Source organism: Rhizobium sp. 01N48 (assembly GCF_056399145.1).
In genome coordinates, this window is record NZ_JBFTQT010000003.1 from 466,084 (window position 1) to 492,124 (window position 26,041).

Sequence of the window (26,041 nt, forward strand, 5' to 3'; positions counted from 1 at the left end):
GCTACTATAAAAAATCATCCATGAACGATGGTTGCCGGCCCTATTTTTTGCGCGAAAAACGAACAGAGGCCCGGTAGGCGCACGTTTGGGCTGCAGAAACGGAATAAAATGATAGCGAGCGCGATGTGGACCCGATGGCGCAATCATTAACAGCATCTGCTAATTTTCACACCCAAGAGGCGAGCAGAGCGGATTCTCCCTGCGATAATTGACTTTCGCGACCGTCGTCCGTATAAGCCGCCGCACGTCCGGTCATATAAGGCTTTTTGAGCCTCCCGCCGTTCGAAAAACAACGCTCCTTGCATTATGCAAATTCAAGAAGGGCCGCACTCCGCGGTGATTAAAATAAATGAAGCGTACTTACCAACCTTCCAAGCTTGTTCGCAAGCGTCGTCACGGTTTCCGTGCACGTATGGCTACCAAGGGCGGCCGTAAGGTCATCGTTGCTCGTCGCGGCCGCGGCCGCAAGCGTCTTTCGGCCTAAGGCCGGAAGTGCCCGATCAGATGACGGGCGATCCGACGACCAAAGATCCCAAAATAACTGCCGGGCGGCTGAAAAGCCGCCCGCAGTTTCTTGCTGTTCGCAATGGCGAAAAACGCAGGGGTGGATTCTTCCTTCTCGAGGTGCTCGACAGGAAGGAACCCGATACCGAAGCCCGCGTCGGCTTCACCGTCACCAAGAAGCATGGCAACGCGGTTGAAAGAAACCGCATGCGTCGGCGCCTGAAAGAGGCGGTACGGCTGCATGCAGGGTTTGCAATGAAGCCCGGACACGACTATGTGGTTGTCGCGCGAAGGGACGTGCTCCAAGCATCCTTCCATCAATTAGCCGCTGAGCTTACGGCTCGCGTCGAGACGAAGCCGAAACACAAGCGGTCCGGAGACGGCCGCCCCAGGAACGTATGATGCAAAACAACCGCAACTACTTCATTGCGATCGCTCTCTCCGTGCTGATCGTTCTCGGGTGGCAATTCCTTTACATGAATCCGCGCATCGAAGCGCAACGCAAGGCCGAGCTTGCCCAGAAGGCACAGCAGACGACCCAGCAGACGCAGACACCGGCCGCCAATGGCGCAGCCGGTGGCGCGCAGACGAACGGCGCCGCTCCGACCGGCCAGGCACCGGCGACCACGTCGCTGGCTGATGCTCTTGCCAAGAACCCGCGCGTGATCATCGACACGGCAGCGCTTTCCGGCTCGATCAACCTTGCCGGCGGTCGCCTCGACGACCTGAAGCTCAAGGGCTACCACGAGACCGTGGACGACTCGAGCCCGATCATCACGCTGTTCAGCCCGTCGGAAACCAAGGACGGCTACTTCGCCGAACTCGGCTATATCGGCGACGCCGCGACCGGCAACGTCCCAGGCCCCTCGACGCTCTGGACGGCTCCTGAAGGCGCGAAGCTGACCGAGAAGACCCCGGTTACGCTGACCTACACCAACGACAAGGGCATCACATTCGCCCGCACGATCTCGGTCGACGAACGCTACATGTTCACGATCACCGACAAGATCACCAATGCCGGCCAGGCGCCCGCAGCACTCTCCTCCTACGGCCGCGTGACGCGCTACAACAAGCCTGCCGTCGCCTCGACCTACGTGCTGCACGAAGGCTTCATCGGCGTGATCGGCGAAGACGGCCTGATCGAGAGCAAGTATGCTTCCGTCGAGAAGGAAGCCGTGACGCCTGCAACGGCAACCGGCGGCTGGCTCGGGATCACCGACAAGTACTGGGCCGCAACGATCATTCCGCCGCAGACGACCGCCTACGACGCACGCTTCAGCCACTTCACGGATGGCCAGCCGCGCTTCCAGGCCGACTACAAGCAGAACGCCGTCACCGTGGCACCTGGCCAGTCGCTCGAGCTGAAGAACCTCGTGTTCGCCGGCGCCAAGGAAGTTCCCGTCATCGACGGCTACGAGGCTACCTACCAGATCCCGCGCTTCGACCGCCTGATCGACTGGGGCTGGTTCTACTTCCTGACGAAGCCGATGTTCAAACTGATGGACTTCTTCTTCCGTTACTTCGGCAACTTCGGCGTCGCGATCCTGATGACCACGATCGTCGTCAAGGCGCTGTTCTTCCCGCTCGCCAGCAAGCAGTATGCTTCGATGGCGAACATGAAGCGCGTTCAGCCGAAGATGGAAGAGCTGAAGGCAAAGTTCGGCGACGACCGCATGGGCTTGCAGCAGGCGACCATGGCGCTCTACAAGGAAGAGAAGATCAACCCGATCGCCGGTTGCTGGCCGATCGCGCTGCAGATCCCGATCTTCTTCTCGCTCTACAAGGTGATCTACATCACCATCGAGATGCGCCACGCGCCGTTCTTCGGCTGGATCCAGGACCTTTCGGCGCCCGATCCGACCTCGTTCATCAACCTGTTCGGCCTGCTGCCGTTCGCCGCTCCGACCTTCCTGCATCTCGGCGTCTGGCCGCTGATCATGGGCGTCACGATGTTCCTGCAGATGCGCATGAACCCGACGCCGCCGGATCCGACGCAGGCAATGATCTTCAACTGGATGCCGCTGGTCTTCACCTTCATGCTGGCAAGCTTCCCGGCCGGTCTGGTCATCTACTGGGCCTGGAACAACACGCTTTCGGTCATCCAGCAGGGCGTCATCATGCGCCGCCACGGCGTGAAGATCGAGCTCTTCGACAATCTGAAGGGGCTGTTCAAGCGAAAGCCGGCGCCGACAGAGAAATAGCAAAAAGCCCCGGTTCGCCGGGGCTTTTTCTTTTGTGGCACCGGGATGCTTCTTAGGACAATCGGGGCTGCCGGTTGACAAAATCGCCCGAAACCTGAATGCCATAGGTTCACTGGAATTGGACGCGCTGGAAAAGGCCGAATGACCGACAATAAAGACAAGCCGCTCTTCGGCCGCCCCTGGATCTTCATCCGCGGCGTGCCCTCCCTGAAATTCCTGCCGCCGGAAGGGCCGGCCGAAGTGGCTTTTGCAGGCCGCTCGAATGTCGGCAAGTCGTCGCTGATCAACGCGCTCGTCGGCCAGCATGGTCTGGCGCGCACCTCGAACACGCCGGGGCGCACGCAGGAGCTGAACTATTTCGTGCCCGAGGGCTATTCCGGCGAGGCCGGCGATCTGCCGCCGATGGCGCTGGTCGACATGCCGGGCTACGGCTATGCCAAGGCGCCGAAGGAGCATGTCGATGCCTGGACCAAGCTGGTGTTCGACTATCTGCGCGGCCGCGCGACGCTGAAGCGCGTCTATGTGCTGATCGACAGCCGCCACGGCATCAAGAAGAACGACGACGAGGTTCTCGACCTGCTCGACAAGGCCGCCGTCTCCTATCAGGTGGTGCTGACCAAGACCGACAAGATCAAGCCGCCGGCTGTTATAAAGCTGCTCGCCGAAACGGCCGAAAAGATCAAGAAGCGCCCTGCCGCCTATCCCGGGATCATCGCCACCTCGTCCGAAAAGAGCGAGGGGCTGGACGATCTGCGCGAGGCGATCGCGCTCACCGTTGGGGCCGATCACTGGAAGTGAGGTGGAGGCGCCCCAGTGGTGTTGACAGGGCGCCCCCGTTTGCTGCCTGAACTCAAGATTACATCTTCGGCAGCAAGACCTTGTCGATGACGTGAATGACGCCGTTCGACTGGTTGACGTCGGCGATCGTGACATGGGCGACGCCGCCGCTTTCGTCGGTCAGCGTGATCTTGCCCATGTCTTCCTTGGCCTTCAGCACGCAGCCGCCGACCGTCTTGATGTCATGCTCGCCGCCATCGTCCTTGATCATCTTGGCGACGGTCTTGGCCATGGCGTCGGCAGCCACGACGTGGCAGGTCAGGATCTTGGTGAGCTTGGCCTTGTTCTCAGGCTTCAGCAGCGTGTCGACGGTGCCGGCGGGGAGTGCCGCGAAAGCCTCGTTGGTCGGCGCGAAGACCGTGAACGGGCCCTTGCCCTCGAGCGTAGAGACCAGGCCGGCTGCCTTGACGGCGGCGACCAGCGTCGTGTGATCCTTCGACTTCATGGCGTTCTGGACGATGTTCTTGGTCGGATACATGGCGGCGCCACCGACCATCGGGTTCTTGGCCTGCGCGGCAAAGGCGATTGCGGATACGGCGACTGCAAGGGCTGCCGTGCGCAGTGCGGACTTGATCATGACTGGTTCTCCTCATCCGTCCGCTCGCGGGTCGCCGGCTGAATGCATCAGCGTCGCTGGGACATGAGGATCTACGGAAGGTTGTCAGAAAAAGTTTCAGCCGATCTTACGGCCGGTGCGCGGCGCCGCTTGCGACGACGGGGCCGGTCGGCGCTCCCGTCGGCGAGCCGCCGAAGGGTTCGAGGCTGACCGCGAAGCTCGTGCCCTCGCCGATGGCGGAGCGCATGTCGACCGGGATCACCAGTTCGCCATCGCCGCCCTCTCCCGCGGCGAAGATGCCGAGCGACTTCGGCGTGCCGCCTTCGGGCAACAGCCACAGCTCGAGCGACTTCTCCTCCGGCTTGCCTGCGGCGACCGGAATGATCCGCATGCGGCCGGTCTGCGCCTCATAGGAGGCCAGCAGATTGACCTGGCTCGCAGGTCCCGACAATTGCGCGACCAGCGGCGGAACGCTCGGCTTCAGCGGCGATACCGTCGCGACCGTCAGCGACAGGGCAGCCGACGTGATGACGAGCGAGACGGCGGCGAGACAGCGCCAGAAGAAAAGGGAATTCCAGACGCCCCTGCCCGGCGCGGCTGCCTGCTGCGGGGTGCCGAACAGGCGGGCCTCGACCTGCTTGAAGGTTTCCTGGCCGGGGGTTACGGCGTCATAATCGTCGTTGAAGGTGGAGAGGTTCGCCTCCCAGCGGCTGACGATCGCCGCGAACTGCCGGTCGACCCGCATGCGGTCCTCGACGACGCGACGATCCTGGAAAGAGAGAACACCGAGAACATACTCACCGGCGAGTACCTCATCGCGGGAGCGACCTCCCTTGCTTTGATCGGACGACGTCATCGTTCCAGGCACTCTCTCAGCTTCAATAGGCTGCGCCGCAGCCATGTGCGCATCGTGTTCAGGGGCACGCCGAACTCACCGGCCAGTTCCTGATAGCTCAGCCCTTCGACATAAGCCCGTCTGACCGCCACCGCACGATCAGCTTCCAACTGTTCCATGCAGGTGTCAATCCGCCTTCCTTCATCGCGGATCACAGTTGTCGCTTCCGGATCAAGTTGGCTGTCTGCGAGATCATAAGCACTGTCCAATTCGTCGGCTATCGGCTTTCGGCTTCTCAGGGTATCGATCGCCTGGTTGCGCGCGATCGCCGCAAGCCAGGACGAAGGCGTTCCCGAGGAGACCGCGAAGGCGGAAGCGCGTTGCCAGACCTTGATATAGACCTCTTGCAATGCTTCCTCCCCCTCCGTCTTGTCCTTCAAGATACGCAGGCAGATGGCAAAAAGTTTCGGGCTTGTTTCACGGTACAGAGCCACGAAAGCCTTTCGGTCGCGCATTGCAACCCGGCCGATCAGTTCGGCGATTTCCTCGCTCGTCATGCCGTGTCTCTTCCCCAATGTCCTTCCCTAACTATGGGTGTTCGGTCACGCTTGGCAAGACGGCGGCGCGTGCGCAAATTGCGCGAACTATCGGGCCATTGATTATTCCATCTGTCAAAAACTTGGGATAAAAGGCCGCAACCATTTTTCTGCGGGGTATCCGATGACCGAGACCGAAAGCGAAATCCAGGCACGGCTGCTGGCGCAGGCACTGCCCTTCATGCAGCGTTACGAAAACAAGACGATCGTCGTGAAATACGGCGGCCATGCCATGGGCAATCCCGAGCTCGGCAAGGCATTCGCCAGCGATATCGCGCTGTTGAAGCAATCGGGCGTCAACCCGATTGTCGTGCACGGCGGCGGCCCGCAGATCGGCGCGATGCTGACGAAGATGGGCATCGAATCGAAATTCGAAGGCGGCCTGCGCGTCACCGACGCCAAGACGGTCGAGATCGTCGAAATGGTTCTCGCCGGCTCGATCAACAAGGAAATCGTCGCCCTCATCAACCAGACGGGCGAATGGGCGATCGGCCTTTGCGGCAAGGACGGCAACATGGTCTTCGCCGAAAAGGCGCGGAAGACCATCAAGGACCCGGACAGCAATATCGAGCGCGTTCTCGACCTCGGCTTTGTCGGCGAAGTCGTTGAAGTCGACCGCACGCTGATCGACCTTCTGGCCCGCTCGGAAATGATCCCCGTCATCGCCCCGGTTGCTCCGGGCCGCGACGGCGCGACCTACAACATCAACGCCGACACGTTCGCCGGCGCCATTGCCGGCGCGCTCAACGCGACGCGCCTCTTGTTCCTGACCGACGTCCCTGGTGTGCTCGACAAGCAGGGCAACCTGATCAAGGAACTCTCGGTGTCGCAGGCCCACCAGCTGATCGCCGACGGCACGATCTCCGGCGGCATGATCCCGAAGGTCGAGACCTGCATCGACGCGATCAAGGCCGGCGTGCAGGGCGTCGTCATCTTGAACGGCAAGACCGCGCATTCCGTGCTGCTCGAGATCTTTACGGAACGCGGCGCGGGAACGCTGATCGTTCCGTAAGGGCGGTATTTTCCTTCTCAGACGGGATGAAGTCCCCTCCCCAACCCCTCCCCACAAGGGGGAGGGGCTAACTCGTTGCGCTATTTGCGCCATCTCACACAATCTGCATATGTCGAGAGGCTTCGGCTTCATGGAGAGGGTGCGCCCAGCAAGCCCCTCCCCCTTGTGGGGAGGGGTTGGGGAGGGGTCCACCTCACAGCGCTCCATAAACCGCCGCAGCCGCTTCCTTCAGCTTCTCCATCATCGCCCGATATGGCCCCGGCCCATAGCTGACACGGCTGACGCCGAGCTTCGCCAGCGTCTTCACATCCGGCGCGCCCGGCCGCATCATGATATTCACAGGCAGCGGCGACGCCGCGCAGACCTTCTCGATCAAGGCTTCATCGATCAGCCAGGGCACGAAGAAGCCATCGGCACCGGCGGCGGCATAGGCCTTGCCGCGGTCCAGCGCCTCCTCGACCAGACCGGCATGCTTGGCAAGATCGCCTTCGCGCAAGAACAGGTCGGTGCGCGCATTGATGAAGAACGCAATCCCGCGGCGATCCGCCATCTCGCGGATGGCGCGGATGCGGGCGGCCTGTTTCTCGACTGGGTGCAGCCCGTCGCCGCCAACCACCTGATCCTCGAAATTGATGCCGATCGCGCCGGCGTCGATCAGTTGCTCTACATTGGCGGCAGCGCCCGAGGGATCGGTGGAATAGGCGCCCTCGAAATCGACGGAGAGCGGCAGATCGTTGACGGCAGTGATCTGGCGGGTCGTTGCAACCAGCGCCTCCATCGGGATCTTCTCGCCGTCGCCATAGCCTTGCGCGGCGGCAACAGACCAGCTTCCGGTCGCCAAAGCCTTGGCACCGGCCTCGGTCACGGCCTTTGCGGTGCCGGCATCCCATACATTGTAGAGAACGACAGGATTGCCTTTCTGGTGCAGCGCGCCGAACGCCTTTGCCTTCTCAGCCTGATTCATCTTCGCCTCCTCATTTCTTGTGCCGGAAAACTAGTGCGATCACGTCAGGCGATCAATCGGCCGGCGTGAATGGTCGCATTCCGGATTTCAATCGAAGGCGACGCGTGGCATAAGGCAGGAATGAGCAAGATCGATCGCACGCCCACCCATTCCGACTTCTCGCATGTGACAGAGTGGGTCTTCGACCTCGACAACACACTCTATCCGCATCACGTCAATCTGTTCGCGCAGATCGACAAGAACATGACGGCCTATGTCTCGACGCTGCTGCAGATGGAGCGGGACGAGGCGCGTAAGCTGCAGAAGCAGTATTACTATGATCACGGCACGACGCTGCAGGGGCTGATGATCCACCACGGCGTCGATCCCAACGACTTCCTGGAGAAGGCGCATGCGATCGACTATTCCAGCCTGACCGCACAGCCGGAACTGGGGGCCGCGATCAAGGCGCTCCCCGGCCGCAAGTTCATCTTCACAAACGGCAGCGTCAAGCATGCGGAAATGGCGGCCGGCGCACTTGGGATTCTCGACCATTTCGACGATATCTTCGACATCGTGGCCGCCGAGTTCGTGCCGAAGCCGGCGCAGCAGACCTATGACAAGTTCACCCAGCTGAAGCGCGTCGAGACGCAGAAGGCTGCGATGTTCGAGGACCTGCCGCGCAACCTGATCGCGCCGAAGGCGCTTGGCATGCAGACCGTTCTGCTGGTGCCCAACAATCTCGAGGACACGGTTGTCGAGTGGTGGGAAAAGACCAGCGGCGAGGACGATCACATCGACTTCGTGACCGACGATCTTACTGATTTCCTTGGTAAGATTACGCCCAAGATTACCGGCTAAATTACGAAAGTTTCATCCAGCTTACCGATGTTTAACTGGGTAATCGGGCTTGTCCGCCCTACCTTTTTGTCTGTGATCCCCAATGAGATTGCACACTGAAAGGAACCCAAATGTCTCGGAACAAGCTGATACTGGCCGCACTTTCCTCCGTCTTGATTGTCGGTGCCGCAGCCGGCAGCAGTTTTGCCGCGCCCGGCGACAAGCACAAGCATCCGCCAAGGCCACACCACGCGATGATGGGCGGCGGTATGCGCGGGCCCGTGATGCGGGAAGTCGTATTCGTGCGCATGCTGCAGCAGTTCGACACGAACAAGGACGGCCAGATCTCCAAGGACGAAGCCCAGAAGGGCATGGAGGCGATCTTCGCGGCGATCGACACCAACAATGACGGCTCGCTGACACCGGGCGAAATCCGCAAGTATCACGAAGCGCAGATGGCCAAGATGAAGGCGCCCGCCGAAGACATGGCGGCCGATGACGAAGCCCCTCCCGCCCCGCCGCCGGCTGATGCCGACGCAGGCCAGCCCGCACCGCCGCAGGACGAAGCCGGTCGTGGCCCAGGCCGACACGGCATGCGCGGCCCCGGCATGGTCCGCGAACTCCTGTTGATGCAGCGGATCGACACCGACGAGAACGGCCAGATTTCCAAGCAGGAAGCCGAAGCCGCCTTCGAGAAATTCTTCACGCGGATGGACACCAACAAGGACGGCGTCATCTCGATCGCCGACATGCCGCAGCGTCCATTCCTGTAAAAACGGGCCTGTAAGGCGAGAAACACCGACAACCGAGCCCGCCGCGACCATCGCGGCGGGTTTTTCGTGTCTTAGGGGAGCCCCTATTCCGGGTGTTCGTAGAATTCCTGGATGATCTTCCAGGCGGCGTCGGCGGTGTCGACGAAGCTGATCAGATCGACGTCATCGGGCGCGATCGTGCCGAATTCGGCGAGCGCTTCGAAATTGATGATGCTCTTCCAGAATTTTTCGCCGAAGAGGATGAGCGGCATCTTTTCCATGCGGCCGGTCTGGATCAGCGTCAGGCATTCGAAAAACTCGTCCATCGTGCCGAAGCCGCCGGGGAAGACGGCGATCGCCTTGGCGCGCACCATGAAATGCATCTTGCGGATGGCGAAGTAGTGGAAATTGAAGCTGAGCTCCGGCGTGACATAGACATTCGGCGCTTGCTCGTGCGGCAGCACGATGTTGAGGCCGATCGACGGCGCGCCCTCGTCGGCAGCACCCCGGTTGCCTGCTTCCATCACGCCCGGCCCACCGCCGGTGACGACGACATATTCGTGGAAATCGAAGCCGGCCGCGTATTTCGAGCACAGGCGGGCGAACTTGCGCGCCTCGTCGTAATAGACGGATGCCGCCTCCAGATTGGCGCGCTGCGTGTCGTTGCGGGCCGCCCAGGCGCTCTGGCCGGGTGCGGGAATGCGGGCGCCGCCGAACATCACAACTGTCGATTTGATGCCGCGCTCGGTGAGCAGCATTTCCGGCTTCATCAGCTCCAGCTGCAGGCGGATCGGCCTCAGCTCCTCGCGGCACAGGAAGTCCTCGTCGGCATAGGCGAGGCGATAGGCCGGCGACAGGGTCTGCGGCGTTTTCGGCACGGCTTCGGCGCGCTGCTTGTCGGTCTCGCTTGATTTCAACGGATCCCAGACGCCGTCCTTGCGCCGCAGTCTGCCGTTTTTCGCCTTTGCCATTCCAATGCCTTTCAGTCCTGCCGGCAGTGCAGCCGGTATGTCGTTTTGTAGCAGTGATCGGGAGCCAAGCGGTCCCGAAAAATCATTCCATTTTAGCCTTGCATGCGATAGAGCAGATCGCATCCCGCCAATCACAATTCCCGGAGGCCTCCGCCTCCAACGATAAAGATCGAAGTTTAAGGAATTCTCATGAGCGCCACCGACCTCTCCGCCCTCGAAAAGACACTCGAAGCCGCCTTCGACAACCGCGACAGCGTCAACACCTCGACCAAGGGCGAAGTACGCGACGCGGTCGAAACCGCGCTCGAGCTTCTCGACGGCGGCAAGGTGCGCGTTGCCGAACGCGGCGCCGATGGCACGTGGAAGGTGAACCAGTGGCTGAAGAAGGCCGTTCTCCTCTCCTTCCGCCTGAACGACATGGAAGTCGTCAAGGGCGGCTCGGGCAACTCGACGTGGTGGGACAAGGTGCCGTCCAAATTCGAGAACTGGGGTGAAAACGAGTACCGGGCCGCCGGCTTCCGCGCCGTGCCGAACTGCGTCGTGCGCCGCTCGGCCCATATCGGCAAGAACGTCGTGCTGATGCCGTCCTTCGTCAACCTCGGCGCCTTCGTCGACGAGGGCACGATGGTCGATACCTGGGCAACCGTCGGCTCCTGCGCGCAGATCGGCAAGCATGTGCATCTCTCGGGCGGCGTCGGCATCGGCGGCGTGCTCGAGCCGATGCAGGCCGGCCCGACCATCATCGAGGACAATTGCTTCATCGGCGCCCGCTCGGAAGTCGTCGAAGGCTGCATCATCCGCGAGGGCTCGGTTCTCGGCATGGGCGTCTACATCGGCAAGTCGACCAAGATCGTCAACCGCGCCACGGGCGAAGTCTTCTACGGCGAAGTACCGCCCTACTCGGTGGTGGTCGCCGGCTCCATGCCATCGGGCAATGCCACCATGCCGAACGGCCTTGCCGCGCCGCATCTCTACTGCGCAGTGATCGTGAAGACGGTCGATGAGAAGACCCGCTCGAAGACCGGTATCAACGAACTGCTGCGCGACTAATTCAGCTTCTATCCGGCGCCGCGCATGACAGAACTCATGCGCGGCACGGACCATTCTCCTGCCCGATATCAGGCTGCCGTAAGCGAACGGCGCATTTCGCCTGATGCAACTCTCCCTTGCCTTTTCTTTGCCATTACCGCCGGATAGTTCCACTGTCATGACCGCTACCGATCCCGTCGCCAATCTCCAGACCCTGATCCGCTGCCCATCCGTTACGCCCGCCGAAGGTGGCGCGCTTTCGGCGCTGGAGGCGATGCTGTCGCCGCTCGGCTTCAAGGTGGACAAGGTCAAGGCGACGGAGCCGGGCACGCCGGATATCGAGAACCTCTACGCCCGTCTCGGCAATGACGGCCCGCACCTGATGTTTGCCGGCCATACCGATGTCGTGCCTGTCGGCGACGAAGACGCATGGACGCATCCGCCCTTTGCGGCCGAGATCGCGGGCGGCGAGCTTTTCGGTCGCGGCGCTGTCGACATGAAGGGTGGCGTCGCCTGCTTCGTGGCTGCCATCGCCCGCCATATCGAAAAGCATGGGTTACCTAAGGGATCCGTCTCGTTCCTGATCACCGGCGACGAGGAAGGCCCCGCCGTCAACGGCACGATCAAGCTTCTGCAATGGGCGGCCGAGCGTGGCGAGCGCTGGGACGCCTGCCTCGTAGGCGAGCCGACCAACCCGAACACGCTGGGCGAGATGATCAAGATCGGCCGCCGCGGCTCGCTGTCGGGCAAGATCACCGCCCATGGCGTGCAGGGCCATGCCGCTTATCCGCATCTGGCCGACAACGCCGTGCGCGGGATCCTGCAGCTGACGCAGGCGCTGATGCACCCGCCTTTCGATGCCGGCACCGAGAACTTCCAGCCTTCCAATCTCGAAGTGACGACCGTCGACGTCGGCAACCCTGCGACCAATGTCGTGCCGGCCAAGGCGGCGGCGAGCTTCAACATCCGCTTCAACGACACATGGACGGCCGAGACGCTGCAGCAGGAGATCATCCGCCGCCTCGACGCCGCCGCCAGCGACGGCGTGCTCAGGCCCGGCCGGGCGCCGTTCAAATACGATATCGTCTGGGCCGAGCGCCCGAGCCACGTCTTCCTCACCCGCAACAACGCGCTGATCGCCTCGCTGTCCTCGGCCATCGAAAGCGTGACCGGCCAATCGCCGGCGCTGTCGACCACGGGCGGCACCTCGGATGCGCGCTTCATCAAGGATTACTGCCCCGTCGTCGAGTTCGGCCTTGTCGGGCAGACCATGCACATGGTCGACGAACGCGTCGCGGTTGAAGACCTCGAGCGGCTGACGGTCGTCTATGAAACCTTCATCGCGCGCTGGTTCGAGAATGCCGGGGTTTAGGGAAGTCCAGTATTATCTGGCCGGGCTCTGGTTGCTGATCCGAATGGATCCGGCCGGCTTCCGGTTTCTCGACATGTCGGACCGCGGCGTCAACCGCTCCTTCTGGGCCTTCGTCTGGTGCCTGCCGCCGATGGGGATTTCCTGGCTCTGGTGGCGCGAATCCTTCCTGCGCACGATGCCGCCGCACACCGATGTCGGCCTGGTCTTCTATGTTCGCTTAGGCCTGGTCGAGGCGGCGAACTGGTTCGTGCCGCTGGTGCTGGCGGGGCTGCTGCTGCTTGCTATGAAGAAGGGCGAGCGCTTCTCCGCCGTCGTCGTCAGCGTCAACTGGCTGGGCGTGCCGCTCTCCTATATCAACGGCTTGCTGCTGGCGCTGGTGTTCTTCCTGCCCGGCACGATCGGCCTCGTATCGCTACTGCTGCTTGCCTTCATGCTGGCCCAAGTCTTCGCCATCGCCCGCATTCTCCGGATGATCTTCAACGGCAACGGCCTTTTGATCGGCGCGATGACGCTGGTTCTCTTCGTGCCGGCGCTGATGCTGTCGGAATTCATGCAGCGGTTTCTGGGGATTTATCCGGTTTAGCGACTGCTGACGACCTCGCCGTCTTCCTTGGTGAAGACGGCGATCGGTTTCTCCAATATCTCCAGAACGGCTTCCGACGGGCGGCAGAGACGGGTGCCTTTGGTGGTCTGGACGATGGGGCGGTTTATGAGGATCGGGTGGGCGAGCATGGCGTCGAGGAGGTGCTCGTCGCTGAGATCAGGGTCGGCAAGGCCGAGGTCGTGGTAGGGTGTGCCCTTCTCTCGAAGCAGCGCGCGGACGGGGATGCCCATTTCGGTGATCAGCGCGACCAGCGTCTCGCGGCTCGGCGGGGTCTTCAGATATTCGATGACGACGGGTTCCTCGCCCGACTGGCGGATCATGGCGAGAGTGTTGCGCGAGGTGCCGCAGGCGGGATTATGATAGATCGTCGTCGGCATCGGCTGTTTCCGTTTCCTTTCGGCGGTCGACGATCACGTCGGGATAATCGACCTGCATGAAATAAAGACCGTCGGGCGGGGCGACGGGACCGCAGGCCTTGCGATCTCTCGCCTCCAGCGCGGCGCGCACATCATCGGGCGTCCAGCGCCCCTCACCCGCAAGCTTCAGCGTGCCCGCGAAGGAGCGGATTTGGTTGTGCAGGAAGCTCTGCGCGGTGGCACGGATTTCAATGAGCTCGCCTGATCGCGTCACATCCAGACGATCGAGCGTGCGGATCGGGCTGTTCGCCTGGCAATGGGCGGAGCGGAATGTCGTGAAATCGTGCTTGCCGACCAGCGTCTGGGCGGCGGCGTGCATGACCTCATGATCGAGCGTCTTTGCCACGAACCAGGCCTTGCCGGCTTCCAGTGCCAGAGGCGCGCGGCGGCTGATGATGCGGTAAAGATAATGCCGGCGTAGCGCCGAGAAGCGTGCGTCGAAGAATTCGCTGGCACTCTCGACATCGAGGATCGCGACGCGTTCGCCTGATAGCCTCAGATGCGCATTCAGCGCGTTCTGCAGCTTGAATGGCGACCACTCCCTGGAGAGATCGGCATGGACGACCTGGCCCATGGCATGCACGCCGGAATCGGTGCGGCCGGCGCCTCGGATGGAGACGACCTCGCCGCTCGCCGACAGGATGGCTTTCTCGATGGCGCCCTGCACCGACGGGCCATTGTCCTGCCGCTGCCAGCCGACATATTGCGAGCCGTCATATTCGACGATCATGCGGTAGCGGAACATCAGGCGAGCCTCGTGCCCTTGGCAAGCGGCGTGCCGCGCAGGAATTCGGCGGACGCCAACGGCTTGCCGCCGGCCTTTTGCAGCTTGGTCAGTCTCACGGCGCCGGTGCCGCAGGCAACGACGAGATCGTCGCTCAGCAATTCTCCGGCAACACCCGATCCCTCGGCGCGCTCGGAGCCCAGCACCTTGACGCGCTCCGGCTTGCCTGAAATTTCGAGCTCGAACCACGCGCCAGGGAACGGGGCAAGACCGCGAATGTGGTTGTGGACGTCGGCGGCATTGCGCGAGAAATCGATCCGCGTCTCGGCCTTGTCGATCTTCGATGCGTAGAGCACGCCGTCCTCGGGCTGCGGCGTCAGCGGCAGGTCGCTCATCTCAAGCTTGACCATGGCCTCGGCCATCGCCTTGGCGCCCGTGAGCATCAGCCGGTCGTGCAGCTCGCCGGCGGTCATGTTTTCGCCGATCGCGACTTCGCTGGTGATGGCCACGGCGCCGGTGTCGAGGCCCTTGTCCATCTTCATCACCATCATGCCGGTCTTCTCGTCTCCGGCCATGATCGCGCGCTGGATGGGGGCTGCACCGCGCCAGCGTGGCAGCAGCGAGGCGTGGCCGTTGTAGCAGCCATATCGCGTGCCGTTGAGGATCGCCTCAGGCAGCAGCAGCCCATAGGCGACGACGACGGCGACATCGGCCTTGTGGGCAGCGAATCTCTCGCGCTCTTCCGGATCCTTGAAATTGACGGGCGTGAACACAGGCAGGCCCAAAATCTCGGCTGCCTGATGGACCGATGACTTCTGCAGATCCAGCCCCCGACGCCCGCCGGGGCGCGGCGGCTGCGTGTAGACCGCCAGGATCGTGTGACCGGCGTCGACCAACGCGCGCAGCGTCGGGACGGAGAATTCGGGCGTACCCATGAAGATGATGCGAAGAGACATTCTATGCCGCCAATTCCTGGCTCGAGGCCAATCTTGAAGATCAGCCGCCTTCAAACGGGTTTACGAGCTTGAGATCAAGCCCTTCGAAGTCTTTTGTGTTGCGCGTCGCAAGTGTGGCGCCGTGGATGAGGCAGATCGCGGCGATCATGGCGTCCTTGGTCTCCATGGAACGGCCAATATTTCGGCGAGCGGCGGCCAGTGCACCGTAGCGGCGTGCCGCCTCGATGGAGAAGCCAAGAACACGGCCGGCAAAATCAGCCTCGATCCGACCGAAATCCGCAAGCAGCGAGGCCTTGCGACGGCCTTTGTCGAGCAGATGCAGGCCATAATACATCTCGCCAATGGAAATGGTCGTCAGAAAGAGGGACTCGATCTCGAACCCGTTGAGCCAAGTCAGGATACGTTCGCTGTTCAGCCGGCCCTGGATCTCGGAGATCACGTTGGTGTCGAGAACGATCATGGTTCGAAGCGCGGCGGATCGCGATCTGTATCATGACGGAGCTCGGAAAAGGCCTCGACCTCATCCGCAGTCAGCCGTTCATCTCCCAACAACCCACGCAACCGATTTCCGGCGGGAACGAGCGATTGCTCCCTGAGGATCTGGCCCCGCATCATTTCGATCGCTTCCTGCGAAAGACTGCGACCGTTGCGGATCGCACGTTCCTGCAGATGCGCCTTCAAGTCGTCATCAAGGCCACGGATCAGAAGATCACCCATTTGGCACCTCCACTACGATATCACTGATATCATAGCGCTTCGGTGCCGGATTATCAACGCGAGGCTCAGAGCGCCTTCGTGGTCTTGGCGGCCTTGGTGAACTTCTTGATGACCATCTCGCGCTTCAGGCGGGAGATGTGGTCGATGAAGAGCACGCCGTTCAGGTGGTCGATCTCGTGCTGCAGGCAGGTGGCGAGCAGGCTGTCTGCTTTCATCGTCTGCTCCTTGCCGTCGCGGTCGAGATATTTGACGCCGACGGTGGCCGGGCGCTCGACCTCGGCATAGTAATCCGGGATGGAGAGGCAGCCCTCTTCATAGACCGAGCGCTCGTCGGAGGACGAGACGATCTCGGGATTGATGAAGACGAGCGGCTGCTTTTCCTCTCCCTCGCGCGCAACGTCGATGACGAGCATGCGGCGGGCAACGCCGATCTGGATGGCGGCCAGCCCGATGCCCGGGGCATCGTACATGGTCTCCAGCATGTCGTCGGCGAGACGCTGCAGATCGCTGTCGACGCGCTCGATCGGCTTGGAAACCTGACGGAGCAGCGGATCGGGAAGAATGATGAGTGGCTTGATGGTCATGGCGTTCCCATAACCCATCTTTTTGCGGGATGGAATTATCCGATGGCCGGAGGCGGCGCTTTTTTACGCCGCCTTCGCAATTTCGACGCTTTTGCCTCAGGCGGCGCGGCGCGAGGCCTGATAGCCGGAGTGGCTGGCGCTGTCGGTGCGGAAGCGCTCGAGCAGGCCGACCAGGCCTTCTACCTCGTTGCGCAGGCGCCGGGTTTCCGACGAGGTGCGCTCGACCATGCCGGAGTTCTGCTGGGTGATGGTGTCCATGTTGCGGATGGCGACGCTGACTTCGTTGACGCCGGTCGCCTGATCGCGCGCGGCGGCGGCGATATCGGCAACGAAGCTGCTGATGTTGTCAATGCGGTTGATCATGTCGCTCAAAGATTCGCCGGTGCTGCTGACGATATCGACGCCCTGGTTAACCTGCGCGGAGCTCTCGGAGATCAGCTTCTTGATCTCCTTGGCGGCATCGGCCGAGCGCTGTGCCAGCTGGCGGACTTCCTGGGCGACGACGGCAAAACCCTTGCCGGCTTCACCGGCGCGGGCCGCTTCAACGCCTGCGTTCAGCGCGAGAAGGTTGGTCTGGAAAGCGATATCGTCGATGACGCCGATGATCTTGGTGATCTCGCTCGACGACTTTTCGATACCGGCCATGGCGGAGACGGCACTGGTGACCAGTTCGCCGGAGTTCTTCGCCTTCTGCTGCGTTTCGCGCACGGCTGCCGACGCTTTTTCGGCGTTGGATGCCGTCTGGCCGACGCTGACGGAGAGCTGCTGCAGGGCAGCCGAGCTTTCCTCGACGCCGGCAGCCTGCTGGGCAGTGCGCAGCGCCAGATCGTCGGAACCCTTGGCGATCACATCGGTGCCGCGCAGGATTTCACCTGACGTGGCGCGAACGGATGCGAAGGAGGCGCGAAGGGCCGCGACAGCGCGGTTGTAGTCGTCGCCCATATCCTTGAAGTTGCCCGGCAGGTCAGCAGGCAAGGTGGCTTCGAGGTCGCCGCGCGACAGCGCTTCGAGACCGCGACGGAGATGGCTGAGCGCCATTGCCTGATCGGCTTCCGCCTTGTGGCGTTCCTCTTCAAGCTTCAGCCGCTTTTCTTCCAGCGCTTCCAGATAGACCGAGATCGAATAATCCATGTCCAGCATCGCAGCCTTTACGACGGCGGTGAGCTTTTCGCCGAGCAACTTGCCCTGGCCGCGGCCGAAGCGCGACGGCCATTCCTTCGCCATCAGCCCCTTGATCAGATCGCTCATCAGAAGCGCGTAGCCGCCGATGTACCAGCGCGGCTCAAGGCCAATGCGCGCATGGGTCTTGCCGACCGCAACGACGCCCTTGACGTAGGCCTCGTCGAAGTTGCCGCCGGCGAGATTGGCCCAATGGGCTTCCTGCCGGGTCTTGGCACTGTTCATATGCGACTTGTCGGAGAAGAAGCTCGCGACCGAGGGTGTGCGCGCCAGCTTTCCGTAAAATCGTTCGAGCGCGCCGCTCAACAGCTCCGAAATCGCCGGGCGCATCTGGCGCAGCGATTGCCGCGCGTTGTCGTCCAGTTCGATGAAATCGAGGCGTTGCTTGAGACCGTTTTCAGGCTGCTGGCTGCTCATAATATATTTCTGCTTTTTCATTTGACGAAGGGCAATTTTCGCGCAGCTTTTGCCGAATATAGTTTCGCAAGCGTTAAATTATGCGGTTATTTCTTAGCTAGCGCTCGAATGTGAAGCTTGGGTATCGCCGGCAGGCCATTTACAATGTTCACGTTTTGATCTGGAAAAGCTGCGCGACTTTGCTATGGTGCTGAAATGACAACCAGCACCGACTCGTTTTCCGCCACCCTTTCAGGCCTTAGCCCCATGTCGCTCGCCCTTGCCGGCGCGGCACTGGCTATCGTGATCGTCTTGATGCTTGCCTTGCTCGTTCGTGGTGGCCAGGCGCGGCGCGAGCAGGCGGAAGAGGCGCTCGAGCGTGCCGCCGAGGCGGATGCGCGGATGATGGAGCTGTTGCGGATTCAATCGGAAATGCAGGGCCGGATGGCGGCGATGGCGGAGGTGTTCGGCTCGCGCCAGTCGGAACTCAACCAGGCGATCAGCCAGCGGCTGGATGGCATGTCGCAGCGGGTCAACTCGACTATCACGGAGCAGACCAAGTCCACGCATGAGAATCTGAGAAAGCTGCAGGAGCGGCTGGCGGTGATCGATGCGGCGCAGAACAATATCCAGACGCTCGCCAAGGACGTCGTCGGGCTGCAGGCGATCCTGTCCAACAAGCAGACGCGCGGCGCCTTTGGCCAATCGCGGATGGAAACGATCGTTGCCGATGGCCTGCCGATCGGCGCCTATGCCTTTCAGCAGACGCTGAGCAACGGCTCACGCCCGGATTGCACGATCCGCATGCCGAACGGCGCGCCGCCGCTCGTCATCGACGCCAAGTTTCCGCTGGAGGCATGGAACGCCATTCGCGACGCGGGCGGGCCGGAGCTTGCCAAGGCCGCATCGCAGCAGTTTCGGCGCGACATGGAGACCCATATCCGCGATATCGCGGAGAAGTATCTGATCCAGGGGGAGACGCAGGATACTGCGTTCCTGTTCGTGCCGTCGGAATCGATCTTCGCGGAAATTCACGAGAACTTCGAGGCGATCGTGCAGAAGGCGCATCGGGCTCGCGTGGTCATCGTTTCGCCGTCGCTGCTGATGCTGTCGATCCAGGTCATCCAGGCGGTTCTGAAGGATCAGCGGATGCAGGCGCAGGCGCATGTCATCCAGGGTGAGGTCGCCAATCTGATGGATGATCTCGGTCGCCTCGACGACCGCGTGCGCAAGCTGCAGGGGCATTTCGCCATGGCGCAGAAGGATGTCGACATGATCGTCACTTCGGCCGACAAGCTGACGAAGCGCGGCGCCAAGATCGAGGCGCTGGAATTCGAGGGTGCTGATGCAGGCCGCGTCCCGGATGAAAGTGCGCCCGCATCAAAATCCGTGGAGAGCAGAACGGGCCTTCTCAAGCTAAGGGTGGTTGACGACGAGTGAGGCCTTCGGCAGTGTCGCGCCCGACAAAACACTGGGAAGGACACCTCGCATGATCACCGTTTTCGGCTCCATCAACATGGACCTCATCGCCACGACGCAACGGCTTCCGAAGCCCGGCGAGACGGTGGCCGGTAACGGCTTTTCAACGGCCGCCGGCGGCAAGGGCGCCAACCAGGCGCTGGCCGCGCGGCGCGCCGGGCGCAGCGTGACCATGGCGGGCGCCGTTGGCCATGATGGTTTTTCGGACGAAGCGCTCGCGCTCCTCAAGGACGCCGGCACGGATCTCCAGTCCGTCAAGCGCGCGAACGAGCCGACCGGAACCGCGATCATCCTCGTGGGCGGAGACGGCGAGAACATGATCGCCGTCGTGCCGGGCGCCAACGGCACGGTCACCGCGCAGGATGCGGATCAGGCTGTCGGCGCGATGAGCAAGGGCGACACGCTGATGCTACAGCTGGAAATCCCGGTTCCATCAGTCGAGCAGGCTCTTTCCGCCGCGCGCGCCAAGGGCGTGACCACCATTCTCAATCTCGCGCCGCTGATCGACGATGCCGCGCGTCTCGGGCGCCTCGCGGATATCGTCATCGCCAACGAAACCGAATTCGAGCTTCTGGCCGGGCAGGAAAACATGAGCGCGGAAGACCGAGAAGCAGCACTGAAGCGCCTCAACTCGGAGACGGGGCAGACGCTGATCGTCACGCTTGGCGGCGATGGTGTGGTCGCGATCCGCGACGGCGTGATATCGCGGGCGAAGGGGTTGAAGATTGAGCCGGTGGATACGGTCGGCGCGGGGGATACCTTCTGCGGCTACTTCGCCGCCAGCCTCGACGAAGGGATCGATTTCGAGCCGGCGCTGCGTCGCGCGGCCGTTGCCGGCTCGCTCGCATGCCTTAAGGCAGGCGCCCAGCCGTCCATTCCCTCGCGCGACGACGTCGCAAACAAACTATAGGCGTTATCCGCCGACGACATCGGCGATGCGTTTGTTTGCGATGAGTCAAATTATCATCGCATTTCACTTAAATTTAATAGGTTTCCGGCGATCTTCCGCGTGATCGCCGGCTCCCTCTCCAAGGGGACGCGGCACTCGCCACGGCGGCTCCATGATGTGGCTGCCCTCGCTTCTTGTGCCGGCGGATGCTTCGCCTGGCCCATCCTTGATCCCCCCGAGGAATGCATGTTCATCTTTCGCATGAAATCGCTTGCGGCCAAACTCATTGTGATTACCGGCAGCGCGATCGCACTGGTTCTCCTGATCTCCAATTTCTTCCTCATCGGCGAAACCCGTGATCGCGTGGAAACGCTGACCATGGATCAAGCCAATCTAGAGGCGAAGGCCATCGCCAACGAAGTCGCGTCCTCGGTCGGCGAACTCGCGGGCGCGGCGCGCTCCATGGCCGGCGTCATCGGCCGCGGCCACGAAGGCAAGTATCTCGATCGCAAGGCGATCGTCGATATGCTGAAGGCCAATGTCGAGCGCAACCAGTTCGCCTTCGGCAGCTGGTTCGGCGAAGAGCCGAATGCATTCGACGGCCAGTCGCCGTCGCTTGCCGGCCGCACGGATCTCGGCTCGGACAAGAATGGCGCGTTCAACGCCTATTGGACCAAGAAGAAGGACGGCGGCTTCACCTTCTCGGTGTTCGCATCCGACTACAAGGCCGAATGGTACAGCCTTGCCGCCGCCAGCAAGAAGGGCGCGATCTCCTCGCCCTACGCTGAAAGCACCACCGGCGAAAACACCGCGATGACTTCCATCGGCTACCCGGTCATGTCCGGCGGCAAGATGATCGGCGTCAGCGGCGTCGATATTTCGCTGAAGTCGCTCGCCGACAAGCTCGGCGGCCTGCATCCCTTCGGCACCGGCCGCGTGACCCTGCTCTCGCAGGGCGGTAACTGGATCGTCGCGCCGTCCAAGGATCTGGCGATGAAGCCCTACGAGGGTGAAGGTGTCGATGCGGTCAAGACCGGCCTCTCGACGCTTGCGCCTGCCGTCGTCAAGAACCTCTCGATCGATGGCGGCGAGCAGTTCGACCGCGTGGTCTATCCCTTCGCGCTCCCCGACGTGAACACCAACTGGGTCATCCTCGTCGACGTGCCGCACAGCGCGATCAACGCGCCGGTGCAGGACCAGACCTTCATGATGATCGTGGCCGGCATCGTCGTTCTGGCGGCCGTCATGCTGGCACTCTACTTCGCCGTCCGCGCCTTCGTGCAGAAGCCGCTTGGTGGCCTCGTCGCCAGCGTCAAGATGCTGAGCGAAGGTCGCTACGAGCAGCCGGTCGTTGGCCAGGATCGCTCGGACGAAACGGGTTCGGTCGCCAAGGCGCTCGAAGGCTTCCGCCATGCGCTCGCCGACAGCCGCCGTCTCGAAGCCGAAGCCAAGAGCCAGCGCCAGGAAGCGGAAGACGAGCGCGGCCGTTCGGAAAGCGAACGCCAGCAGTCGGTTTCGCTGCAGCGCCACATCGTATCCATCGTCGGCGCCGGTCTGTCCGAGCTGTCGCAGGGCAATCTCAGCCACCGCATTACCGATGAATTCCCGGGCGAATACGGCAAGCTGAAGCAGGACTTCAACGCGGCGCTGGCCGCCCTTGAAGAGACCATTACGACGATGAACCTCAGCGTCGTCAACATCGGCTCCGGCACTAGCGAGATCAGCGGCAGCGCGTCTGATCTGGCCAAGCGCACGGAACAGCAGGCGGCAAGCCTGGAAGAAACAGCTGCGGCCCTGAACGAGCTGACCGCGCAGGTCAATTCCAGCGCCGACAATGCCCGCACGGCCGCCGACAACGTCAACCACGCCTGCGAGGATGCGGAACGCTCCGGCGATGTCGTGCGCAAGGCGATCGCCTCGATGCACGGGATCGAGCAGTCCTCCACCGAGGTGTCGCGCATCATCGGCGTCATCGACGAGATCGCGTTCCAGACCAACCTCTTGGCGCTCAACGCCGGCGTCGAGGCCGCGCGTGCCGGTGAAGCCGGCAAGGGCTTTGCGGTGGTTGCCCAAGAAGTTCGCGAACTGGCCCAGCGTTCGGCGAACGCCGCCAAGGAGATCAAGACGCTCATCAACACCTCGGCCGTCCAGGTCAAGGAAGGCGTCGATCTCGTCGGCCGCGCCGGCGATACGCTGCACAACATCTCCGAGCAGGTCATGCGCATCAATGGTCTGATCCGGGAAATCTCGGCATCGGCCAGCGAGCAGGCGATCGGCCTCAAGGAAGTCAGCCAGGCCATGAACCAGATGGACCAGGTGACGCAGCAGAACGCCGCCATGGTCGAGGAGACCACAGCGGCCAGCGTCACGCTGAACGAAGAGGCACAGACGCTGCAGCATCTCGTCGCCCGCTTCCGCGTCAGCAACGCCAACCATGGCGCATCGCTGCGCTCCACCGCACAGCAGATGCGGGCACCGGCGGCACCGAGCTACCGTCCGTCGTCGCAGCCGAGCTATCGCCAGGCAGCCGCCCCTGCCCCGCGCCGCGCTGTTGCGCAGTCGCATGGATCGGCGGCCGTCGCGCAGGACAGCTGGGAAGAATTCTGAGCCGATCGACTGAGCCAAAACAAAAAGAGGCGCCGGAGCAATCCGGCGCCTCTTTTCATTTGAATTGAATAGGATCAAGCCGCGTTGGAGGTCTGCTCTTCATTGAGGAAGGCATAGATCGCCGAGGCGCTATCGGTGGCGCGCAGCTTGGCGACGAGATCGTGGTCGCGCAGCACGCGGGCGATGCGCGAGAGCGCCTTCAGGTGATCGGCGCCGGCGCCCTCGGGCGCCAGTAGCAGGAAGACGAGATCGACCGGCTGATCGTCCAGCGCTTCGAAATCGACCGGCTGGTCGAGACGCGCGAAGATGCCGACGATGGAATTGACGCTTGCCAGCTTGCCGTGCGGAATGGCGATGCCATTGCCGACGCCGGTGGAACCAAGCCGCTCGCGCTGCAGGACAACGTCAAAAATCTCGCGCTCGGACAGCCCGGTAACTTTCGACGCCTTGGCCGACAATTCCTGCAGGAGCTGTTTCTTGGAGTTGACCCTGAGAGCGGGAATGATCGCATTCTGCTGCAGCAAATCTGCCAAAGCCATTTCTTTTTCCTTTTGTGCCAAGCCGGGGGAGCGGCAGATGCCTGCCGCTCCGCTCCGTTTTCTCAGCTTTTGATGTTGGCTGCGTCTATCCAGCCAATGTTGCCGTCGTGCCGACGGTAAACGATGTTCAACTGTTCGTTACCCGGGCTGCGGAAGAGCAGCAAGGGTTCGTCCGTCATGTCGAGCGCCATCACGGCGGTCGCGACGGACATGGTCTTCATCTGCTTGGTGCTTTCGGCAACGATCGCTGGTGCGAAATCATCGGCGATCTCGTCGTCATGATCCGGCATGCCATCCATGACGGTGTAGGCGACTTCTGCAAAACCATTCAGATGATTTCCGGCATGGTGATCCTTGAGCTTGCGCTTGTAACGGCGAAGTCGCTTCTCGATACGCTCGGAAGCGGCGTCGAATGCCAACTGCGGATCCATTGCCTCGCCGGCCGCGTGCAAAATCACGCCACTGTCGAGATGAACCTTGCAATCGGCGGCGAAACGGGCGTTGGCCTTTTGTACGATCACTTGACCAGAATACCCTCCGTCGAAGTATTTCGTGACGGCCACGGCAATTTGGTCCTCTATCCGCTGACGGAACGAGTCACCAATTTCCATATGTTTACCGGATACACGCACACTCATGGAGTTTCCCTTCTTATGTGGTTTGCGAGTACCAGTTTACGCCAAGCCTGACTCTCATCCAAGCACTTCGCGCAATCTCAAGCAAGATCGGCCGAAGTTCTCGGCTGTGGGCGCCCTTAGGATTGATGGGGATAACCTCTGACACCCTTCACAGCGTCAATTTGGCGCGGCTTCTAGCCAGAAGTTACCAAAAAGTCAACACACGCCCTGTTTTCTCGCGGGGGCGGGACGCGTCGGCCGCAACAGACCGAACTCCTCAGAAGCCCGCGACCTTCGCGAGCGCCCGCTTTTCCCGCCGGCGCTGGACGGAAGAAGCGATATTCATGGCTTCACGATACTTCGCGACCGTTCTGCGGGCAAGCTCCACCCCACTCCCCTTTAGGATGTCAACGATATCATCATCTGAGAGTACGGCGTCGGGGCTTTCCTGCGCGATAAGTGCGCGGATCTTGTGACGGACGGCTTCAGCCGAGTGACTATCGCCGCCTTCGACCGCGCTGATCGACACCGTGAAGAAGTATTTGAGCTCGAAGAGGCCGCGTGGCGTCAGCATGTACTTGTTGGACGTTACGCGGCTGACGGTGGATTCATGCATCTTGATCGCGTCCGCCACGGTCTTCAGATTGAGCGGGCGCAGATGGTCGACGCCATGGAGCAGGAAGGCATCCTGCTGGCGGACGATTTCGGTCGCCACCTTCATGATCGTCTTGGCGCGCTGATCGAGGCTGCGGGTCAGCCAGTTGGCCGTCTGCAGGCACTCCGACAGGAAAGCGTGATCATCGCCGGTCTTGTTGACCTTGGCGAAATAGGCCTGGTTCACGAGCACGCGCGGCAGCGTATCCGGATTGAGCTCCACCAGCCAGCCGCCATCGGCGCTGGGACGAACCACGACGTCGGGCATGATCGCCTCCGACACCGCCGTCTCGAAGCCGCTGCCCGGCTTGGGGTTCAACTGGCGGATCTCGCTCAGCATGTCGAGCAGATCCTCTTCGTCGACACCGCAGAGCCGCTTCAGCGTCGCGAAGTCGCGACGGGCCAGCAATTCGAGATTGCCGACGAAGGCCTGCATGGCCGGATCGAGGCGATCCTTCTGGCGCAGCTGGATCGCCAGGCATTCCGACAGGTTTCGGGCGAAGACGCCGGGCGGATCGAGCGTCTGCAGTGCCGCCAGCACCCGCTCCACATCCGCAGCACCAGCACCCAGCCGTTCGGCCGCTTCCGCGAGATCGGCGTGGAGATAGCCTGCCTCGTCGAGCTGGTCGGCGAGATATTGGCCGATCAGCTGGTCGGCCATATCGGGCAGGACGAAAGGCATCTGCTGGGCGAGATGATCGCGCAGCGAGACCTGGCCGGCGACAAAATCGTCGAGATCATAGCCATCGGCACCGCCCTCGCCGCCACCCGGCATCGACTTCCACTGGCTGATCAATTCGGGAGCGTCGGCGCGCTGCGGCACGCCATCGTCGGGGAAGACGTTGGCGTAGTTGGCGTCGAGTTCGTCGCTCATCCTGGTGGCGCCGGCGCCATCTGCACGGTCGGACCAATCGCCGGACATCACTTCGGAGCGGCTGTCGTAATCTTCGTCGAAGCTCTGTTCTTCGGCCTGGCGGGAATGGCCATCGTCGTCATCGCCGGCGCGATCGCTGCCTGTTTCGGCGTCATTTGACGGAAACTCAAGCAGCGGGTTCTTTTCGACTTCCTGGGCGATAAACTGATTGAGCTCGAAGTGCGTCATCTGAAGCAGCTGGATGGACTGCATCAGCTGTGGTGTCATCACCAGCGATTGGCTTTGGCGCAGGTATAAATTGGCCGAAAGTGCCATGATGGACGCAAAACTCCCGCTCGGTTCCTCCGGGAAACAGTGT

The 26,041-nt window shown here is 62.0% G+C and carries 28 protein-coding genes; 13 read left to right on the forward strand and 15 right to left on the reverse strand.

Going from position 1 to position 26,041, the window contains the following annotated elements; all coding sequences use genetic code 11:
- Window positions 1–349 precede the first annotated feature (349 nt).
- The 4 genes from rpmH to yihA all read left to right on the forward strand — a co-directional run bounded on the left by rpmH (window position 350) and on the right by yihA (window position 3,503).
- Complete coding sequence (rpmH, locus tag AC1DOG_RS08685; protein ID WP_065689331.1) at window positions 350–484, forward strand: 50S ribosomal protein L34; 135 nt, start codon at window positions 350–352, stop codon at window positions 482–484.
- Window positions 485–504: 20 nt separating this feature from the next.
- Window positions 505–906, forward strand: a complete 402-nt coding sequence (gene rnpA, locus AC1DOG_RS08690) for a ribonuclease P protein component (RefSeq protein WP_081619887.1) — start codon at window positions 505–507, stop codon at window positions 904–906.
- On the forward strand, window positions 906–2,705 hold the full coding sequence (gene yidC / locus AC1DOG_RS08695; protein WP_111561923.1) for a membrane protein insertase YidC: 1,800 nt from the start codon (window positions 906–908) through the stop codon (window positions 2,703–2,705). Before rnpA ends, yidC begins: the two co-directional genes overlap by 1 nt.
- A gap of 141 nt (window positions 2,706–2,846) precedes the next feature.
- Window positions 2,847–3,503: a ribosome biogenesis GTP-binding protein YihA/YsxC gene (gene yihA, locus AC1DOG_RS08700; protein WP_477927386.1), complete on the forward strand. Its 657-nt coding sequence runs from the start codon at window positions 2,847–2,849 to the stop codon at window positions 3,501–3,503.
- Between the two features lie 58 nt (window positions 3,504–3,561).
- Here the strand turns inward: yihA and AC1DOG_RS08705 are convergent, their stop codons facing one another.
- The 3 genes from AC1DOG_RS08705 to AC1DOG_RS08715 form a co-directional block, all read right to left on the reverse strand.
- Window positions 3,562–4,119 (reverse strand): fasciclin domain-containing protein, encoded by a 558-nt coding sequence (locus AC1DOG_RS08705; RefSeq protein WP_477927387.1) that lies wholly within the window; start codon window positions 4,117–4,119, stop codon window positions 3,562–3,564.
- A 106-nt stretch (window positions 4,120–4,225) separates the two neighbouring features.
- Window positions 4,226–4,954 (reverse strand): anti-sigma factor, encoded by a 729-nt coding sequence (locus AC1DOG_RS08710; protein WP_477927388.1) that lies wholly within the window; start codon window positions 4,952–4,954, stop codon window positions 4,226–4,228.
- Window positions 4,951–5,490, reverse strand: a complete 540-nt coding sequence (locus tag AC1DOG_RS08715; RefSeq protein ID WP_477927389.1) for a sigma-70 family RNA polymerase sigma factor — start codon at window positions 5,488–5,490, stop codon at window positions 4,951–4,953. The genes AC1DOG_RS08710 and AC1DOG_RS08715 overlap by 4 nt, the downstream gene beginning before the upstream one ends.
- 163 nt (window positions 5,491–5,653) lie before the next feature.
- On the opposite strand from AC1DOG_RS08715, the gene argB reads away from it, so the two are divergent.
- Window positions 5,654–6,541, forward strand: coding sequence for an acetylglutamate kinase (gene argB, locus AC1DOG_RS08720; RefSeq protein WP_018898241.1), 888 nt, complete (start codon window positions 5,654–5,656; stop codon window positions 6,539–6,541).
- A gap of 193 nt (window positions 6,542–6,734) precedes the next feature.
- On the opposite strand, the gene AC1DOG_RS08725 is transcribed toward argB, so the two are convergent.
- Window positions 6,735–7,505 carry an isocitrate lyase/PEP mutase family protein gene (locus tag AC1DOG_RS08725; RefSeq protein WP_477927390.1) on the reverse strand — a complete coding sequence of 257 codons (771 nt, stop codon included), beginning with the start codon at window positions 7,503–7,505 and terminating at the stop codon, window positions 6,735–6,737.
- Window positions 7,506–7,625: 120 nt separating this feature from the next.
- On the opposite strand from AC1DOG_RS08725, the gene AC1DOG_RS08730 reads away from it, so the two are divergent.
- Both AC1DOG_RS08730 and AC1DOG_RS08735 read left to right on the forward strand, forming a co-directional pair.
- The gene (locus tag AC1DOG_RS08730; RefSeq protein WP_477927391.1) at window positions 7,626–8,345 is read left to right on the forward strand and encodes a pyrimidine 5'-nucleotidase; all 720 of its coding nucleotides are present in this window, start codon (window positions 7,626–7,628) and stop codon (window positions 8,343–8,345) included.
- Between the two features lie 110 nt (window positions 8,346–8,455).
- Entirely contained in the window at window positions 8,456–9,097 is a 642-nt protein-coding gene (locus AC1DOG_RS08735; RefSeq protein ID WP_477927392.1) for a calcium-binding protein, read from the forward strand.
- 83 nt (window positions 9,098–9,180) lie between these two features.
- Here the strand turns inward: AC1DOG_RS08735 and AC1DOG_RS08740 are convergent, their stop codons facing one another.
- Window positions 9,181–10,047 carry an LOG family protein gene (locus tag AC1DOG_RS08740; protein ID WP_018898236.1) on the reverse strand — a complete coding sequence of 289 codons (867 nt, stop codon included), beginning with the start codon at window positions 10,045–10,047 and terminating at the stop codon, window positions 9,181–9,183.
- A 189-nt stretch (window positions 10,048–10,236) separates the two neighbouring features.
- Here AC1DOG_RS08740 and dapD point away from each other — a divergent pair, with 189 nt between their 5' ends.
- From dapD to AC1DOG_RS08755, 3 genes are all read left to right on the forward strand, one after another.
- Window positions 10,237–11,097 carry a 2,3,4,5-tetrahydropyridine-2,6-dicarboxylate N-succinyltransferase gene (dapD, locus tag AC1DOG_RS08745; protein ID WP_477927393.1) on the forward strand — a complete coding sequence of 287 codons (861 nt, stop codon included), beginning with the start codon at window positions 10,237–10,239 and terminating at the stop codon, window positions 11,095–11,097.
- A gap of 157 nt (window positions 11,098–11,254) precedes the next feature.
- Window positions 11,255–12,448, forward strand: coding sequence for a succinyl-diaminopimelate desuccinylase (dapE, locus tag AC1DOG_RS08750; RefSeq protein WP_477927394.1), 1,194 nt, complete (start codon window positions 11,255–11,257; stop codon window positions 12,446–12,448).
- Window positions 12,435–13,031, forward strand: a complete 597-nt coding sequence (locus AC1DOG_RS08755) for a hypothetical protein (protein ID WP_477927395.1) — start codon at window positions 12,435–12,437, stop codon at window positions 13,029–13,031. Before dapE ends, AC1DOG_RS08755 begins: the two co-directional genes overlap by 14 nt.
- On the opposite strand, the gene arsC is transcribed toward AC1DOG_RS08755, so the two are convergent.
- The 7 genes from arsC to AC1DOG_RS08790 all read right to left on the reverse strand — a co-directional run bounded on the left by arsC (window position 13,028) and on the right by AC1DOG_RS08790 (window position 18,045).
- Window positions 13,028–13,429, reverse strand: a complete 402-nt coding sequence (gene arsC, locus AC1DOG_RS08760) for an arsenate reductase (glutaredoxin) (protein WP_477927396.1) — start codon at window positions 13,427–13,429, stop codon at window positions 13,028–13,030. The two genes, AC1DOG_RS08755 and arsC, sit on opposite strands and share 4 nt — an antisense overlap.
- On the reverse strand, window positions 13,407–14,213 hold the full coding sequence (gene truA, locus AC1DOG_RS08765; RefSeq protein WP_477927397.1) for a tRNA pseudouridine(38-40) synthase TruA: 807 nt from the start codon (window positions 14,211–14,213) through the stop codon (window positions 13,407–13,409). Before truA ends, arsC begins: the two co-directional genes overlap by 23 nt.
- Window positions 14,213–15,148, reverse strand: coding sequence for a methionyl-tRNA formyltransferase (gene fmt / locus AC1DOG_RS08770; RefSeq protein WP_477927398.1), 936 nt, complete (start codon window positions 15,146–15,148; stop codon window positions 14,213–14,215). Before fmt ends, truA begins: the two co-directional genes overlap by 1 nt.
- 40 nt (window positions 15,149–15,188) lie before the next feature.
- On the reverse strand, window positions 15,189–15,608 hold the full coding sequence (locus AC1DOG_RS08775; protein ID WP_477927399.1) for a PIN domain-containing protein: 420 nt from the start codon (window positions 15,606–15,608) through the stop codon (window positions 15,189–15,191).
- On the reverse strand, window positions 15,605–15,865 hold the full coding sequence (locus tag AC1DOG_RS08780; protein WP_112981934.1) for a FitA-like ribbon-helix-helix domain-containing protein: 261 nt from the start codon (window positions 15,863–15,865) through the stop codon (window positions 15,605–15,607). Before AC1DOG_RS08780 ends, AC1DOG_RS08775 begins: the two co-directional genes overlap by 4 nt.
- A 65-nt stretch (window positions 15,866–15,930) precedes the next feature.
- The gene (def, locus tag AC1DOG_RS08785; protein WP_477927400.1) at window positions 15,931–16,449 is read right to left on the reverse strand and encodes a peptide deformylase; all 519 of its coding nucleotides are present in this window, start codon (window positions 16,447–16,449) and stop codon (window positions 15,931–15,933) included.
- Between the two features lie 96 nt (window positions 16,450–16,545).
- Window positions 16,546–18,045, reverse strand: coding sequence for a methyl-accepting chemotaxis protein (locus AC1DOG_RS08790; RefSeq protein ID WP_477927401.1), 1,500 nt, complete (start codon window positions 18,043–18,045; stop codon window positions 16,546–16,548).
- A 195-nt stretch (window positions 18,046–18,240) separates the two neighbouring features.
- Here AC1DOG_RS08790 and AC1DOG_RS08795 point away from each other — a divergent pair, with 195 nt between their 5' ends.
- The 3 genes from AC1DOG_RS08795 (at window position 18,241) to AC1DOG_RS08805 (ending at window position 22,999) form a co-directional block, all read left to right on the forward strand.
- The gene (locus AC1DOG_RS08795; protein ID WP_018898223.1) at window positions 18,241–19,464 is read left to right on the forward strand and encodes a DNA recombination protein RmuC; all 1,224 of its coding nucleotides are present in this window, start codon (window positions 18,241–18,243) and stop codon (window positions 19,462–19,464) included.
- A 49-nt stretch (window positions 19,465–19,513) separates the two neighbouring features.
- Window positions 19,514–20,413, forward strand: coding sequence for a ribokinase (locus AC1DOG_RS08800; RefSeq protein ID WP_477927402.1), 900 nt, complete (start codon window positions 19,514–19,516; stop codon window positions 20,411–20,413).
- Between the two features lie 225 nt (window positions 20,414–20,638).
- Complete coding sequence (locus AC1DOG_RS08805; RefSeq protein ID WP_477927403.1) at window positions 20,639–22,999, forward strand: methyl-accepting chemotaxis protein; 2,361 nt, start codon at window positions 20,639–20,641, stop codon at window positions 22,997–22,999.
- Between the two features lie 74 nt (window positions 23,000–23,073).
- Here the strand turns inward: AC1DOG_RS08805 and ptsN are convergent, their stop codons facing one another.
- The 3 genes from ptsN to rpoN form a co-directional block, all read right to left on the reverse strand.
- On the reverse strand, window positions 23,074–23,538 hold the full coding sequence (gene ptsN, locus AC1DOG_RS08810) for a PTS IIA-like nitrogen regulatory protein PtsN (RefSeq protein ID WP_018898220.1): 465 nt from the start codon (window positions 23,536–23,538) through the stop codon (window positions 23,074–23,076).
- Between the two features lie 62 nt (window positions 23,539–23,600).
- Window positions 23,601–24,176, reverse strand: coding sequence for a ribosome hibernation-promoting factor, HPF/YfiA family (hpf, locus tag AC1DOG_RS08815; RefSeq protein ID WP_026282950.1), 576 nt, complete (start codon window positions 24,174–24,176; stop codon window positions 23,601–23,603).
- A gap of 256 nt (window positions 24,177–24,432) precedes the next feature.
- Window positions 24,433–25,998 carry an RNA polymerase factor sigma-54 gene (gene rpoN, locus AC1DOG_RS08820; RefSeq protein ID WP_477927404.1) on the reverse strand — a complete coding sequence of 522 codons (1,566 nt, stop codon included), beginning with the start codon at window positions 25,996–25,998 and terminating at the stop codon, window positions 24,433–24,435.
- Window positions 25,999–26,041: the final 43 nt, after the last annotated feature.